10 protein-coding genes, 4 tRNA genes and 1 pseudogene are annotated in these 15,690 nt (G+C 51.6%); all 15 read left to right on the plus strand.

The features are described from left to right. Positions 1–49 precede the first annotated feature (49 nt). The 15 genes and pseudogenes from AB1I67_RS13305 to AB1I67_RS13375 all read left to right on the plus strand — a co-directional run bounded on the left by AB1I67_RS13305 (position 50) and on the right by AB1I67_RS13375 (position 15,690). Positions 50–1,603: a sensor domain-containing diguanylate cyclase gene (locus AB1I67_RS13305; protein WP_367030353.1), complete on the plus strand. Its 1,554-nt coding sequence runs from the start codon at positions 50–52 to the stop codon at positions 1,601–1,603. Positions 1,604–1,610: 7 nt separating this feature from the next. Next, positions 1,611–4,334 (plus strand): bifunctional diguanylate cyclase/phosphodiesterase, encoded by a 2,724-nt coding sequence (locus AB1I67_RS13310; protein ID WP_367030354.1) that lies wholly within the window; start codon positions 1,611–1,613, stop codon positions 4,332–4,334. A 115-nt stretch (positions 4,335–4,449) separates the two neighbouring features. Beyond that, positions 4,450–5,211, plus strand: coding sequence for a MurR/RpiR family transcriptional regulator (locus tag AB1I67_RS13315; protein ID WP_367030355.1), 762 nt, complete (start codon positions 4,450–4,452; stop codon positions 5,209–5,211). A 72-nt stretch (positions 5,212–5,283) separates the two neighbouring features. After that, positions 5,284–6,204, plus strand: a complete 921-nt coding sequence (locus AB1I67_RS13320) for a 1-phosphofructokinase family hexose kinase (protein WP_367030356.1) — start codon at positions 5,284–5,286, stop codon at positions 6,202–6,204. After that, the gene (locus AB1I67_RS13325) at positions 6,205–8,082 is read left to right on the plus strand and encodes a fructose-specific PTS transporter subunit EIIC (protein ID WP_367030357.1); all 1,878 of its coding nucleotides are present in this window, start codon (positions 6,205–6,207) and stop codon (positions 8,080–8,082) included. It begins immediately after the preceding gene. Positions 8,083–8,143: 61 nt separating this feature from the next. Next, a complete protein-coding gene (gene gatY / locus AB1I67_RS13330; RefSeq protein WP_367030358.1) occupies positions 8,144–8,995 on the plus strand; it encodes a tagatose-bisphosphate aldolase subunit GatY in 852 nt (283 codons plus the stop codon). Positions 8,996–9,148: 153 nt separating this feature from the next. Then, on the plus strand, positions 9,149–9,880 hold the full coding sequence (locus AB1I67_RS13335; protein WP_367030359.1) for a GntR family transcriptional regulator: 732 nt from the start codon (positions 9,149–9,151) through the stop codon (positions 9,878–9,880). Between the two features lie 226 nt (positions 9,881–10,106). After that, complete coding sequence (locus tag AB1I67_RS13340) at positions 10,107–11,465, plus strand: APC family permease (protein WP_367030360.1); 1,359 nt, start codon at positions 10,107–10,109, stop codon at positions 11,463–11,465. 41 nt (positions 11,466–11,506) lie between these two features. After that, positions 11,507–12,694: a mandelate racemase/muconate lactonizing enzyme family protein gene (locus AB1I67_RS13345; protein WP_367030361.1), complete on the plus strand. Its 1,188-nt coding sequence runs from the start codon at positions 11,507–11,509 to the stop codon at positions 12,692–12,694. Positions 12,695–12,873: 179 nt separating this feature from the next. Further along, positions 12,874–12,957 (plus strand) — tRNA-Leu (locus tag AB1I67_RS13350). Positions 12,958–13,051: 94 nt separating this feature from the next. Then, positions 13,052–13,124 (plus strand) — tRNA-Asn (locus AB1I67_RS13355). 4 nt (positions 13,125–13,128) lie between these two features. After that, positions 13,129–13,212: transfer RNA gene (locus AB1I67_RS13360), tRNA-Leu, on the plus strand. Positions 13,213–13,356: 144 nt separating this feature from the next. Further along, a tRNA-Leu gene (locus tag AB1I67_RS13365) sits at positions 13,357–13,440 on the plus strand. A gap of 131 nt (positions 13,441–13,571) precedes the next feature. Continuing rightward, positions 13,572–14,237 carry a PAS domain-containing protein gene (locus AB1I67_RS13370; RefSeq protein ID WP_367030362.1) on the plus strand — a complete coding sequence of 222 codons (666 nt, stop codon included), beginning with the start codon at positions 13,572–13,574 and terminating at the stop codon, positions 14,235–14,237. 176 nt (positions 14,238–14,413) lie between these two features. Continuing rightward, positions 14,414–15,690, plus strand: a pseudogene (locus AB1I67_RS13375) (L-serine ammonia-lyase, iron-sulfur-dependent, subunit alpha).

Below are 15,690 nucleotides of genomic sequence, written 5' to 3' on the forward strand. Positions count from 1 at the left end.
AGGATCAGGTGGGCAGAGATATTGAATTACCGGAAGGGAAAAGGTTATTATGAAAAGAAACAGAAAGAAAAATAAAGGTGTAAAATGGGAGATATCATTTACACCTATCACACGCTGCGGTGCGGTATTCTGTGCTCTGGTTCTGGTCATTGTTTTTCTGGGAGGTGGTATCCTGTCTGTAAAACGGATGAAAGCAGACGCAGAAGCGTCTCTGGCGGCAAGTCATGCCAGGATATTCCAGAAAGTAGACGGAGCGGTCAATCTGCTGGAGTCCCTGGCCAGCCTTCCGGAATTTTACGATCCAGAGCTTCCGCCCATTGATAAAGTCAAAAAACTGGATCGGATGAGTCCATATTTTGGATATATGATGATCTGCTATGTGGATTCCGATATTGTAGTCTATTCTGACGGCTCGGAGCCGGCCAGCCTGGCCAGCCGGGATTATATGCAGCGGCTGTTTTCTACAGGACAGAGACAGGTGACAGACAGTTTTGCAGCGGGAGCGGACGGCTCCACGCTGAATTATACGGTGGCAGTGCCCCTGGTGGATGAGCAGGGAAGGATCACAGGATGTCTGTTCTGCGCTATCTATTTTGATGAGGTGTCTGAGATCCTGGGACAGTCTGCTGATGCCGGCAGTTCAGAACTGACTCTGATCGGGAGCCGTGGGCAGGTCATGTCCTCCACGGCTGGTCTACCCTATGGGGATTCCGTCATGGATGTGCTGCGTGAAAGAGTGCTGTTTTCCACTACCCCGGACAGGTTGGAGGAAGAGATGCTGGCGGCCCGTTCTGGACACTTCTGGAGTGTGAGGGACGGAAGCCTTTGCTATTCCACTTTTCAGAGAGTAGAAAATACAAACTGGGATATTATATGTACAGTGGATTTCTGGACATTTTTCGGCGAGCTGGTTTCGACGCTTGTCCTGGTGTCGGGGCTGACCGTGCTGCTCTATCTCGGCCTTCTGCATGTTGTGCGCCGCTATATCAGGAGAGAGATGGAAGTGGTGGATATGCTTGTCCATTCGGTGGAGGAACTGGAGAAGAGGATCTATCAGGATGAAAAGCCGGAGAATGTGGATTTTGAGGAGGTTCTGCGCCTTACAAGCAACGGACTGTCCGACAGCCTTACGGGTGTAGTCACCCGTTCGGTGTTCTTAAACCAGGCGTCGTCTCTGTTGAAAAAAGCAGATCCGCAGCAGCTGCAGGCTCTTTGCTTCGTTGATATGGATAATCTGAAACAGATCAACGACAGCTGCGGCCATGCGGGCGGAGATATCGCGCTCAAGAGCATAGGGTATACACTGCGGGAATACGAGAAAAAATATGACGGCGTGGTGGGGCGTTACGGCGGAGATGAATTCGTTATGCTGCTGACCAGCCTGGACGATAAGGAAGAGCTGAAGAATGTTCTGGATGAACTGGTGCTCCGTTTTCAGAACAGTGTACAGTCTGGAGGGCAGAGCATTCCGGTCCGATGCAGTATTGGCGTGTCTGTCTGTCGTCCGGGGGATGAGCTGGAGCAGGCGATCGCCGATGCGGACGAGGCTCTTTACTATGTAAAACAAAATGGAAAAGGATATTACCATATCCACCAGAATTGAGGACCATATGAGCAGATTTATCAGACAGAAGTATAAGTGTTTGATTGCAGCATTGCTGATCGTATCGCTGACGATCGCATTGGGGGTTGGACTGCGCGGTTCTTTTATCAGAAACCGCCATCGGGAAGCAGAGAATATCCTGTTCTATTATAGTCAAAAAATCCTGCTGCAGATGACGGGATCTATGAATGAGGCGGAAGCACTGGCACAGACAGCCTATGTACTGGAATCGGGGCAGTCGGATACGAGCGGCTGGTTTGAGCGTGCGGCAGCCCATCTGCTGGATCGTCCGGAGGTCCGTATGGTCAGCCTGTTTGAAGGGGATGTGATGGCAAACGCCATGCCCAGGGACCGTTTTGGAGATCTGGTGGGGCGGGAGCTGAAGGATTTTTCATACATATATACGATGGCAAAAGTCGTTAAAGATCTGGTGGTGGAAGGCCCGATCGTGCTGGACAGTGCGAAAGGAGACCAGGAGGTATTCCTGTTTTTACAGCCGGTTGTAGAGCAGGGGGCTTATCTCGGCCAGGTGGCAGTAGCACTGGACCGGGACTATGTGCTGGGGCAGCTCAGGCTTGAAGACCTGTATGCGCAGGGGTATGATTACGAACTCTGGAGGGTGGAGCCTCAGAACGGGAATAAGGAGGTTGTTGCTGCTTCCCGCCCGGGCGTGGATTTCTCCGGGGCACAGAAAACGGTTTTTTATTTGCCGACCCAGTGGACTTTAAGTATCCAGCCGGTGAACGGATGGATCAATACAGAGCAGATACTGGGCCTGGTTCTTTTGTGCTCTATGACGGCAGCAGTCCTGCTGATGCTGGCTTATCTTTTGTGCAGGAATATGAGCCAAATACAGAAACTTAAGAAGGCCGAATATACGGACAGGGCTACGGGGCTTTATAACCGAAAGGGGTTTACCGCTGCGCTGGATGGATGGCTTTTGGACGGAAGCAGCCCGGTTACACTGTTTTATTTTTCCCTTGAGGGTTATGCGCAGGCGGCCCGTTTGATCGGACCGCAGGAGGAGGAGGCTTTCCTGCGGAGTATACCATCGCGTCTTGATGAATATATTCACAGCGCTTTTCTTGCCGGCAGTCTGGATGCGGGCAGCTATATTATCGCAATTCAGGAGGAGATGGGGGAGGAGCAGAGGGATCATTTTGCAAAGGGCCTGTCCTTAGAGCTTCTTTTAAAGGTGCGCATCAACGGGGAAAAGAGCTTTTTGATAGCACGCTACCAGTATGCCTGCTGCCGCCCGGAGGATTTTAAGGGGGAAGGCAGCAGGGCGGAGAAGGCGGTTGCCGACCTGATCCATGCCTATTATATCCGCGTGGCTGAGGAATCCCCGATCCGGATGCTTACGGAGAAATGCCGGCAGCTTATGGAGGGGAACAGCGAGGTGGTATTTGACGAGTACACGGATTTAGAGATGATGGAGCTGTCCAAGGCGTTCAGCCGGTACCGCAAACAGGTGGAGCAGCTTGCCTATTCCGATCCGGCCTTTAGCGTGGGGAACCGGCTGAAATTCCTGCGTGACACCAATATGCTGATCTCCTATGACAAAAAAAGGAGATTTAGTTTGTATTGCGTGGATATCTGTTCATTCAGCCAGTACAATGAGCTGTTCAGCACCAGCATCGGAGATGAGATATTGAAAGAGGTTGTTCGCCGGCTGTCGCGTCCATTTGGATCCTATCTCTACCGGATCAATGGCGATGTATTCCTGGGCATATCTCTTTCTGCGGAGAGCGCTCACTTTTTTGCCGAAAGGCTTTTAACCTTGTTTGAGGAGCCTGTTGATATCGGGAATCTGTCTCTGCCCCTCCAGATCAGGATTGCGGCGTGCACTTATCCGGAATACGGAGAGACTCCCGGGGAGCTGCTGGATCATATCCAGTCAGCTCTGAGATTTTCAAAAGAGTCAGATCAAGAGGTCATCATATACAATGGAGATCTGGATGGGATGATCCGGACGGAAGCGGATATCCTGGGCCGGTTAAAGGATTCCATCTGCCAGTCCACGCTGGAAGTATGGTATCAGCCCATCATGCATCTGGAAAGCGGCATGTACCGTGTGGCGGAGGCCCTTGTGCGCCTGCCTGATGGGAACGGCGGATATTTTTCAGCAGGTCAGGTGGTATCCCTGGCCGAGCGCAATGGTATTGTGGAATCCCTGGGGGATTATGTGATCGTCCAGGCATGTGAATTTATGCAGAAACACGCAGACCGTCTGGGGATCACGAGGGTAGGGATCAATATTTCCGTGCAGCAGCTTCTGGTAGGTAACAGCACAGAACATATACTGCGTCTGATCAGGAACTCTGGAGTAGAACCCCGGAGGATCACCCTGGAGATCACGGAGAGTGTCCTGATCCAGTCCATGGACCGGGCGGCAGAAGCTTTGGAAAACTTAAGGAAGGCGGGGATTCATATTGCGCTTGATGATTTCGGCGTGGGTTACAGCAGCCTCAACTATCTCTCCAACCTGCCGGTGGATATCATCAAGATCGACCGTTCCCTGACCCAGCAGATCCTGACCAGCCCCAAGCAATATGCGCTGTTAAAGTCTATTGTGGACATGGCCTCCATCAACGGACTGACTGTTGTGGCGGAAGGGGTGGAGACTCTGGAGGAGCAGAAGGCCATAGCGGCCTCCGGGGTGCAGTTTATCCAGGGATACTATTATGCACGGCCCATGGATGGTGAGGCGTTGAAAAAGTTTCTGGAATAGAACCGTGTCTGGCGGTGGCAGACAGATAACAGTCCGGGCGGAATTCATTTGGATTCCGCCCGATTTTATATTACAATGGATATAGATTATAATTTGATTTAAGGAGGAAGGCAGGATGCTGATCGAGCTGAACCAGGAGATCTTGGAAGGATTATCAAAGACAGAGAGGGAGATCGTAGTATTTATCAATGAAAATGAAAAGCGGCTGGCACAGCTGTCTATCGTGGATATCGCCTTTGATACCTACACGTCCCCGTCCACTGTGTCACGCGCCATCCGGAAATGCGGGATCAACGGCTTCAATGAACTGCGGTACCGTCTGACGGAAAAAGGCGCCGACAAGGACATACAGAATATGGGGGAGATCTTAAACAAATCCCTGATCGAAGCCCAGAGGGTGTTGGAGCAGATATCTCTGGCCTCTGTTCTGGAGTTTATCTCTGTCATCAAAGGGGCAAGCAGGGTTTTCGTGCTGGCGAGAGGGCTGACGGAGTATGTGGCGCAGGAATTCACCCTGAAGCTGCAACTTTTGGATTTTAACGCGGTATTTTTCAGCGATCCCAACATTATGCGGAAGAAGTCAGAGACCATGCGGGCGGATGAGGCGCTTGTCATCTTTTCTCTAAACGGCGGTACGAGGGAGCTGATCGAGTCGGCCCAGAATGCCAACCACAGGAAAGCAAAAGTAGTGACCTGCTGCTGCAATGAGAATTCCGAGCTGATCCAGGTATCCAATGTCAACCTGATCGGATTCAAGCACCGGCATGACGCGATCACCGAATATGAGGTGGCATCCCGCGTGTCCCTCCACATGATGGCGAGGATCATCATCGATTATCTGGTGGAGGAGCAGGGGAAAACCGTTTTCAGAACATGAAAAGATTTTCACGCCGTTCTCTGGTATAGTAAAAACATCAAGAGGAGATAAAATAAAAAGGAGGACGGCACTATGATCTACACGTTGACCACAAACCCTGCCATCGACATGAATATCATGACAGACGGGCTGCGGCCCCAGGTCGTGAACAGGACTTTTGGCACGGTGTACACCCCCAATGGAAAGGGGCTCAATGTCAGCTATGTACTGCAGCATTTTGGCATACCATCTGCGGTGCTTGGCTTTTTCGGAGGATTTTCCGGGGACTACATTGTGAAGGAAACGAAGGCGCGGGGATTTGAGATCCATCCGGTCTGGGTGGAGGAACAGACCCGCATCAATATTTTCCTAAACGACGGGACCTCGGAGTACAAATTCGTGAACGCGGGTTCCTTTGTCAGCCGGGAAAAACAGGAGGAAATGCTGGCAATACTGAAAGGCGCCCGGGATATGGACTACCTGTCCATCAGCGGAAGCCTGCCTCCGGGCATCGAGCCGGAGTATTATGAGGAGATCCTGACCCTCTGCCGGGAAAAGGAGACCAGGGTGATCCTGGATGTAAGCTCAAAGAAACTGAGGGAGCTTTTGGAATACAGGCCGTACCTGATCAAACCAAACGATGAGGAGATAGCGGATATTTTTGGGATCGTCATGAGGGATGAGGCGGATATCCTGGATGCCCTGGAGTTTTTACACGAGAAGGGAGCGGAGAATATCCTGCTGACCCTGGGGGAGCGGGGGGCTTATTTCTCTGATGGGAAGGCGGTTTATTATGTATCGGCATGTCCCGTCCGTCTGCTGAGCTCTGCCTGCGCAGGGGATTCGGCGCTGGCAGCATTTTTGAGCATCTGGCTTGAGAGGCCGGAGGATGTTGAGACGGCTTTAAAGCGCTGCGCCGCAACGGGAGCAAACGTGGCGGAGAGCAACGGGATCGGGGATCTTGAGAAGGTAGAAGCGTACATGGAAAAGGTTTGTGTCAGGAGGGTGAGATAAATGAAAAAATTATTGGCGGTTACAGGATGTCCTACAGGCATCGCCCACACGTTTATGGCGGAGGAAGCATTAAAACAGGCGGCAGCAGAGTTGGGCTGCGGGATGAAGGTTGAGACAAACGGAGCGATCGGCGTGGAGAATGCGCTGACAGAAGAGGATATCCGGCAGGCGGACGCGATCATCGTGGCCTGTGACAAGAACGTGGATATGGACCGTTTTCACGGCAAGCCGGTGATCGAAGTGCCGGTATCGGACGGGATCAACAAGGCGAAGGAACTGATCCAGAGGTGCCTGGACGGAAAGGTCCCTGTGTATCAGAGCAGGAATGCAGGTTACCAAAAAGGATCGTCTGTGGACAGCGGCGTGGTGAAAGAGCACGGTTCCCTGGGCCATACCATATACAAGCACCTGATGAACGGCGTTTCCCACATGCTTCCTCTGGTGGTGGCAGGCGGTGTGCTGGTGGCGATCTCTTTCTTGTGGGGGATCTTTTCGGCAGACCCTGCATCGGATCAGTATAACGTGATCGCTGCCACACTCAAATCCGTAGGCGGATATTCCATGGGACTGATGGTTCCGGTGCTGGCAGCATTTATTGCCCAGTCTATTTCCGGCAGACCGGGTATGCTGGCAGGCCTGGTAGGCGGTATGATCGCATCGGAGACAGGCTCTGGTTTTATCGGCGGTATCCTGGCAGGCTTCCTGGCCGGTTATGTGGTGGAAGGCTTTGTTAAGCTTTTAAAGGGGATGCCGAGACAGCTGGAGGGACTCAAATCCATCTTTGTGGTACCGATCGTGACGGTGGGTATTGTGGGGATCGCCATGGTGCTGATCGGAGGGCCATGTTCAGCGCTTAACCAGGCGATGATGGATTTCCTTGCAGGTCTGCAGAACACCAGTCCTGTCGTTCTTGGGATCGTGGTAGGCTGTATGTCTGCGTTTGATATGGGCGGTCCGGTCAACAAGGCTGCATACGTGACGGGAACCATGCTTCTGGCACAGGGCAACTATTACTTTATGGCAGGCGTGTCTGCCGCATGTATCACCCCTCCGCTTGTCATTGCGCTTGCGGCAACCTTCTGCAAGAACCGTTTTACTCCGGATGACAGGACCGCAGGCCTGGTAAACTATGTACTGGGATGTACCCATATCACAGAAGGCGCGATCCCCTTTGCAGCTAAAAATCCTTTGAAGGTGATCCCGGTCCTGATGGCTGGTTCCTCCATCTCTGCGGTGCTGACTTACATGATGGGGATCACGGTCCCGGCCCCTCACGGCGGTTTTCTGATCCTGGGCCTGGTCAATAATCCTCTGGGATGGGTGGTCTGTATTTTAGCCGGTTCCGCGGTTGGCGCATTTCTTTATGTACTGGTTACTCCAAAAGTGAAGCAGCCGGAGCAGGTAAAGCAGGAGACAGCGAAGCCGGTAGAAAATAATACGTTATTTTTCGAGGATGCTGTGACTCTTGATCTGCACGGCAAGAATAAGGAGGAAGTGATCAGGGAGATGGCAGGGCTGTTAGCAGACGCAGGAGCCCTGCGTGATCCGAAGGCTTACCAGGAGGAGATCTGGAACCGGGAGCATCAGTCGACCACAGGCATCGGTATGGGGATCGCGATTCCCCACGCAAGGACCTCAGCGGTAAAGAAACCTATGGTTGCGGTCGGCGTTTCAAAGAGTGGGTTTGACTATGAGGCGCTGGACGGAGAGCCGGTAAACCTGATCTTTATGATCGCGGCGGGCGATGGTGACGGAGATCTGCACTTAAGGATCCTTTCCGAACTGTCAAAACGACTGATGCATCCGGAATTTGTGGAAGCGGTCAAGAAATGCAGGACCAAAGCAGAGCTTGTGCAGGTGTTAAGACAGGCAGAATAAAGCTGTTTGTAAGTATGCTTATAGAGATTGCCGATGGTCATTATGAAAGGAGAATAAACGTATGCCTTTAGTTACAACTGGTGGGATGTTGAGAAGGGCTCAGGACGGCCATTATGCAGTCTGTGCCTTTAACGTGGAGAACATGGAGATGGTTATGGCAGTCGCTGAGGCGGCGGAGGAACTGAAGGCGCCGGTCATCATGCAGACGACGCCCTCTACCGTGAAATACGCAGGACTGGATTATTTTCTTGCTAATGTTAAGGCGGCTCAGACGCGGGCCAGCGTACCGATTGCGATGCATCAGGATCATGGCTCCAGCTTTGGCCTGGCGATGCAGGCACTCAGGGAGGGCTACACATCGATTATGATAGACGGCTCCCATGAGAGCTTTGAGGAAAATATCGCTGTTACCAAAGCGGTTGTGGATGCCTGTTCTCCATCCGGTATCCCGGTAGAAGCGGAGCTTGGTAAAGTGGGCGGCAAAGAGGATGATCTGGATGGCGGGGAGGGGAATGGATTGACGGACCCTCTGGAAGCGCGTGAATTTGTGGAGCGTACAGGGGTATCCTCGCTTGCGATAGCGATCGGTACCGCTCATGGGATCTACAGGGGGAAACCGAAACTGGATCAGGAGCGGCTTTCCCAGATCCGCGAGGTGGTGGATGTCCCGCTGGTACTGCACGGAGCGTCCGGCGTCCCGGACGAGGCGGTACAGGAGGCCATCCGTCGTGGGATATGTAAGGTAAACTACGCTACGGAGCTGCGGATCGCATACAGCGATGGAGTGAAGGAAGTGCTGAAAACAGATCCCGACACCATCGATCCGAAAAAATATGGAGCGGCAGGGAAAGCCCGTGTGAAGGCTTTTGTCATGGAAAAGATGAAGAACTGCGGATGCGCAGGAAAAGGCTGAACTGGTATATTGATCCAGAAAAATGGCAGCGAGTTTGTTAAGCAGTTTTAGACCTTGTAATATTCCATTTTGTCGAATATAATAAGAATATGCTTGCAATTAGCGATCAGATGATTAGTCCATATATTGGGTGAATGTACAGAGAGGTAACATATGAAGATAAAAAAGGTGTCGGTTGTGGATCAGGTCAGCGAGGCCCTGAAGGAGAAGCTTCTGAATCATACATGGGAGCCGGGGGATAAGCTTCCCTCGGAAGGAGAGCTGGCGGATACATTTGGCGTAAACCGGTTGAGTGTGCGTATGGCGCTGCAAAAGCTCAATACGCTGGGACTTTTGGAGACCAGGGTAGGTGAAGGGACCTATGTCAGGGAGTTTTCCATGGCGCCTTACATGGATGAGATTGCGGACATCTATCTGGATGAAAAGCGCCTGAATGATGTGAGGGAGCTTCGGAATCTGTTGGAGGGCGAAGCCATGAGAATCGCGGCCGCCAGCTCCACCGTGGAAGAACAGGAGGAGTTGAAGCGCCGTCTGAAGGTGTATGAGGAAAAGCGCAGCCGCGTGAAGGAAGACCCGGAGAGCGAGACGGCACTGGATGAGATGGCAGAAGCGGATTTTGAGTTTCACCATCAGGTGATTCGGATGAGCCACAATGATCTATATGTGGATATTTATCTCATGACAAAAAAAGTGATCGTACGGCATATACGGGATCTTCTGAAAAGCAGGGTCAGTAAAGAAATTGAACTGGAGAAGAAGAGCGGCAGACGCGTAGATGAGCATTACGAAGTGATCAATGGAATTTGCAATGGGGACGTGGAAGCCCTGACCAGATCCAGGGAACGGATGCTTCGGATCCGGCCGATTCCTGATTTTGGGGAGTAGGGACAGATTTCTGCCATTAGATTCGGGTAAAGAGAAAATGCATTGTGTAACGGAATGATAAGTTCCTGCACAATGCATTTTTTTGTGCATTTGGCACAATGAAGATTGTTTAAAATGATGAAACTTAAAAAAGTATCACAAAGCGCTTGCATTATATATTGAACTGATGTATTATCTACCTAGCGAACAAGTGAATAAGCAACCAAGAAAAAGAGGAGGATTCTATATGGAGAAGGAAAGCAGCAAAGTTACATATGTTCCCGCCCCGCCCCCGGGCATCCTGAAGCGGCCGGAGTTGTACGCGCTGTCGATCGGCCAGGTCATTGGAGCGGGCGTTATCACTCTTGTAGGCCCTGCCCTGTCCCTGACCGGGTACTCGGCGTGGCTGGCCTATGGAGCAGCCATTATATGGGGGTTTTTGATGATCATGCCCGTGGTGTGGGTCACATCTACCTTAAGGCTTGGGGGCGGTTACTATTCCATGCTTGCGGGGCTTGCCAATGAGAAGGCAGCGGGCATGTATGCGGTGGCGTTTCTTTGGCAGACCATGAGTATTTCCCTGTTCGGCGTTTCACTGGGAGTATATGCCAACTCTCTGTGGCCCCAGCTCAATCCCCGGGTGGTGGGGATCGCGTTCCTGACTTTGTTCTATGTGATCAATCTGGGCGGTGTGGATATTATGGCAAAAGCCCAGAAGGTAATGACGTGGATCTTGATCGCAGTGCTTCTCATGTTTATTGTGGTCGGCGGAACAAAGCTTCAGACGCCGGTGCTCCAGTTTACGGATCCTGATTTTATCCGCCATGGAGGAAAAGGGTTTGTTGCGGCTATTTTTCTGTTTGTGTATTCTACCAACGGATATTCACTGACCATGAACTATGGCAGGGATGCCAACAATGCCAAGCGGGATATACCATGGGCAATTCTCATGTCGGTGCCGACACTGGTCATCCTGTACTGTGGCGTTGCTATCGTGGCAGGCGGCGTCCTTCCGCTGGAGATGGTGGAGAACCAGCCTTTGACTCTGGTGGCAAAGACTGTATTGTCCCCGGCCCTGTTTGTAATTTTCATGGTAGGAGGCCCGATCATGGCCCTGATGACAACCATGAATTCATCCCTTGCTTACAACTGCGTTCCCATTGCCCAGGCATGTACGGACGGCTGGCTCCCTAAATCCCTGGCAAAGAAGAACAAAAGAGGAGCTTACCAGCGTATCCTTACCATTGTATATCTGATCGGCCTGATACCGCTGTTGTTGGATTTCAGTGTGACAACCATAACCAACAACATTATGCTGATCAATTCCTCGCTGTCATTTCTGTATGCCTATGCATATTACCAGCTTCCGAAGCGGTATCCGGAAGCGTGGAAGAAATCCAGGCTCCATATGCCTGACAAATTGTATTATGTGATGGTTACGATCAGTGTCATTGCCTATACCTGTGTATTTATCAATTCCTGCCTGACACTGACGCCGCTCATTACCATTGCAAACATTATTATCATCGGAGCATGCTTTGCATTTGGATTTATCCGCAGCAAGAGCCCTTACGTCCATATTGAATCGTCTGTTTGGGACGATTGATATAGAAACCATTAATATATTATTAAAGGAGGATTTTATTTATGAAGATAACAAGTGTAGACCTGTACCAGGTAACCAGTGGTAAGCCCAGCGTGGCGGGTACATATTGGAAGGCGTCTATTTGCCGGATCAATACCGACGAGGGGATCTCAGGCTTTGGCGAGGCCGGCGTCTGCTATAGCAGCGGAAGTGACGCGGCACTGGGGATGATGAAGGACTTTGCCCAGATGATTATCGGCATGGACCCCATGAAGAATGAGCAGATCTGGAATAAGCTGCACCGTGATACCTTCTGGGGCATGGGCGGCGGAACCATTATTTTCTCCGCTATGAGCGCCATCGACATCGCTCTGTGGGATATCAGGGGCAAGGCGCTCAATGTTCCGGTATACCAGCTTTTAGGCGGCAAGACCAATGACAGGCTTCGTGCTTACGCAAGCCAGATTCAGTTTGACTGGGGTCCTGTCTGCGCTCCCATGGTGAAGCCTGAGGATTACGCCAATGCTGCAAGAAAAGCGATGGCGGAGGGATATACAGCCGTTAAGGTGGATCCGGTTGGGTTTAACATGAAAGGGAACTGGATGGAGTGGAGCAACTATGGGCTTCTGGAATACGATCAGTTAAAGGTTGCAGTAGACCGTGTAGCCGCCATAAGGGAAGCAGGTGGCCCAGGTCTTGATATAATCATTGAGCTGCATTCCCTGACCGATACCAATACTGCGATCCAGCTTGGACGTGAGCTTGAGAAGTACAGATGCTTCTATTACGAAGAACCCACTCAGCCGCTCAACCCGGCCTTGTTCCGGGAGATTGCCAATCATGTAAGGATCCCCATGGCTTCCGGAGAGCGCATCTATTCCAGATGGGGCTATCGTCCATTCTATGAGGATCGCTCCTTAAGCATTATACAGCCGGATCTTTGCAATACCGGCGGCCTGACGGAGGGCAAGAAGATCTGTGATATGGCCCACACCTATGATATCGGCGTGCAGATCCATATCTGCGGCAGCCCCATCTCCACAGCCGCAGCCCTGCAGTTGGAGGCTGTGATCCCGAACTTTGTGATCCATGAGCATCATCAGGCGGCTCTGATTCAGGAAAATATCGATATGTGCAAGTATAACTACCAGCCGGTGAACGGGTATTTTGAAGTTCCGGATAAGCCAGGAATCGGTCAGGAGCTGACAGAGGAGACCATGGAGAAATCATTGTTCTGCACAGTAAAATAAGAGAACGATTCAGGCAATCGGACTATCCCGTGGAACATAATATGATGAGGGGACAATTTCACGGGATAGTCCTATCTGTAGTTGTAATCCAGGACTATTTCATAGTTTAAAAAAATTTTTAAAAAATCTAAAAAAAGTAGTTGCCAGATTTTCAAGATTATGCTATACTATGAAAGTTCGCGGGAGTGCTGGAATTGGCAGACAGGCTAGACTAAGGATCTAGTGGCAGTTATGTCGTGTGGGTTCAAGTCCCATCTCCCGCACGCATTGAGTGCTTAGTGAGGATTACCGAGCTTGGCAGTCAAGCGCACCTGTGAAGCGAGCGCCTTTTGTGTGCGACGCTGAACATGTGTGTATTCCTCGATAGCTCAGTCGGTAGAGCACGCGGCTGTTAACCGCGCTGTCGTAGGTTCAAGTCCTACTCGGGGAGTTTTGCAGAAGTGGCGGAATTGGCAAACGCGCACGGTTCAGGTCCGTGTGGTAGCAATACCTTGTGGGTTCGACTCCCATCTTCTGCATAGCAAGAGTCTGGTGTTTGCCAGGCTCTTATTTTTTTGAATAGTGAAAAAGTAAATTTTTCCAGAAACGGTTGACAAATGAAGACAATTTAAGTATAATATGGCGTGTTGGTCGGGCAGGGAGTCCTGTGAGGCTGATGGTTCGCAGAAGTGGCGGAATTGGCAGACGCGCACGGTTCAGGTCCGTGTGGTAGCAATACCTTGTGGGTTCGACTCCCATCTTCTGCATGATGAAAACGAGGGAGCTGATTCCTCGTTTTTTTTGATTCATAGGAAATTGCGAATTGTGAAAAATTTGGCTGTCTGTTATAATAGAAGACGCAGACAAGATTTTGGACGGAACAGAGAGGAATAGGGATTTGGATATCTTAGATTATTACAAAAAGCTGGTAGAATTTCTGGGACAGGTGCTGGGCGAGCATGCGGAGGTGGTCTTAAGGGACTGCCGCAAGCCCAATCATGACATCATCGCGATCGCCAACGGGCATGTCAGCGGCCGTACTATTGGAGCGCCCATCACAGATTTTACCTTATCGGTCCTGGCGAATGAGGAGTGGAAGGAAAAGGATTATGTGGCTAACTACGTTGGTAAAGCGGCGCCCAACAAAAGACTCCGTGCGTCCACGTATTTTATCCGGGAGGAGGGGGTACTGGTCGGCCAGCTCTGTATCAACATCGACATGACTCCTTATGAGCAGGTGATCGACGGCGTAAGGCTCTTGAGCGGCATGAACCTGATGCGGGGGATTGACAATACGGATCTGGTCTGCGAGGGACCTGTTGAAAACTTTTCCGAGGACGTGATCGGGGATATGATGAGCAGAACGGTCGTTCAGGTGGTTGGCTCCAGCGAGCCGATCGTGAGAGAGCGGCTGACCCAGGAGGACAGGATACAGATCATCAGTGAACTGAACCGGTCCGGGCTGTTTCAGTTAAAAGGGGCTGTGGGAGCTGTGGCGGAGTATCTGTATTGCTCCGAGGCGAGCGTGTACCGGTATCAGGCCAAGCTGCAGAAGAAATCATAAAAGCATAAGGAAAACGATGGCATCTGTGAGGTGAAAACTTCACAGATGTTTTTTTTACCAATAATTTATTATTGCAATAAAAAATTATTATCATAATGATTGACAAATTGTTCAAAATGCAATACAATCACGGTAGGACATTTATAAAATTTTTATAAATATTTGGGAGGTGCAGGATGGATAGGACAGGGATCCAATATCAGACTTATGTTCAGATCTTGAAAGAAGAACTGGTCCCGGCTATGGGGTGTACGGAGCCGATCGCGCTGGCGTACTGTGCGGCAAAAGCCAGGGAGGTGCTCGGGCAGCTGCGGACCGCTGCGTGGTGGAAGCCAGCGGGAACATTGTGAAAAATGTAAAGAGCGTGATCGTGCCGAACACCGGAGGCCTGAAGGGGATTGAAGCCGCGGCAGCCGCAGGAGCGGTGGCGGGAGACGCGGGAAAGGTGCTGGAGGTTATCTCTGCGGTGACGGAGGAAGAAAAGGAGCAGATCCGGGAGTTCCTTCAGACCGTTCAGATCACCGTAGAACCTCTGGAGACGGACGAGATCCTGGATATGATCGTGACCCTGTATCACGGGGAGTCCTGTGCGAAAGTGCGGATCGCCAACTATCACACCAATATCGTCCTGATCGAAAAGGACGGGGAAGTGCTTTACCAGATGGGCGTGGTGGCAGAGGAGAAAGCCCAGATGGCGGACAGAAGCCTTCTGAACGTAGAGGATATTTATGATTTTGCCAGGACGGCGGATCTGGAGGATGTGAGGGAGATCATCGGGCGGCAGATCGCCTACAATACCGCGATCTCCGAAGAAGGCTTAAAGAACGACTGGGGCGCCAATATCGGAAGCGTGCTGAGGAAAGCCTATGGGGATGAGGTGCAGGTGCGTGCGAGAGCGGCTGCGGCGGCAGGCTCCGACGCCCGTATGAGCGGCTGTGAGCTGCCCGTTATCATCAACTCCGGAAGCGGAAACCAGGGTATGACGGCATCCCTGCCGGTGATCGAATACGCGAAGGAGCTGGGCTCCGGCGAGGAGGAGCTTTATCGCGCGCTTCTGCTCTCGAACCTGATCACGATCCATCAGAAGACCGGGATCGGCAGATTGTCTGCTTACTGCGGAGCCGTGAGCGCGGGCTGCGGGGCAGGCTGCGGCATCGCCTATCTCCTGGGCGGGGACTTTAAGGCCATCGCCCACACGCTGGTCAATGGCCTGGCGATCGTTTCCGGCATCATCTGCGACGGTGCGAAGCCGTCCTGCGCAGGCAAGATCGCGGCGGCTGTGGACGCGGGGATCCTGGGTTACCAGATGTACTTAAACGGGCAGCAGTTTAAGGGCGGAGACGGTATCATATCAAAGGGCGTGGAGAATACGATCATCAATATCGGCCGTCTGGGAAAAGATGGAATGAAGGAAACCGATAAGGAGATTATCCGGATCATGACGGATTGCTGA

The sequence above is a fragment of the Clostridium sp. AN503 genome, from assembly GCF_040719375.1.
Taxonomy (GTDB): domain Bacteria; phylum Bacillota; class Clostridia; order Lachnospirales; family Lachnospiraceae; genus Brotaphodocola.

Excerpts from the sequence above, each read along its gene's own strand:
- AB1I67_RS13310 (WP_367030354.1), top strand. The coding sequence starts at position 1,611 with ATGAGCAGATTTATCAGACAGAAGTATAAGTGTTTGATTGCAGCATTG.
- AB1I67_RS13335 (WP_367030359.1), top strand. The coding sequence starts at position 9,149 with ATGAAGATAAAAAAGGTGTCGGTTGTGGATCAGGTCAGCGAGGCCCTG.
- AB1I67_RS13320 (WP_367030356.1), top strand. The coding sequence starts at position 5,284 with ATGATCTACACGTTGACCACAAACCCTGCCATCGACATGAATATCATG.
- AB1I67_RS13340 (WP_367030360.1), top strand. The coding sequence starts at position 10,107 with ATGGAGAAGGAAAGCAGCAAAGTTACATATGTTCCCGCCCCGCCCCCG.
- AB1I67_RS13315 (WP_367030355.1), top strand. The coding sequence starts at position 4,450 with ATGCTGATCGAGCTGAACCAGGAGATCTTGGAAGGATTATCAAAGACA.
- AB1I67_RS13325 (WP_367030357.1), top strand. The coding sequence starts at position 6,205 with ATGAAAAAATTATTGGCGGTTACAGGATGTCCTACAGGCATCGCCCAC.
- gatY (WP_367030358.1), top strand. The coding sequence starts at position 8,144 with ATGCCTTTAGTTACAACTGGTGGGATGTTGAGAAGGGCTCAGGACGGC.
- AB1I67_RS13345 (WP_367030361.1), top strand. The coding sequence starts at position 11,507 with ATGAAGATAACAAGTGTAGACCTGTACCAGGTAACCAGTGGTAAGCCC.
- AB1I67_RS13305 (WP_367030353.1), top strand. The coding sequence starts at position 50 with ATGAAAAGAAACAGAAAGAAAAATAAAGGTGTAAAATGGGAGATATCA.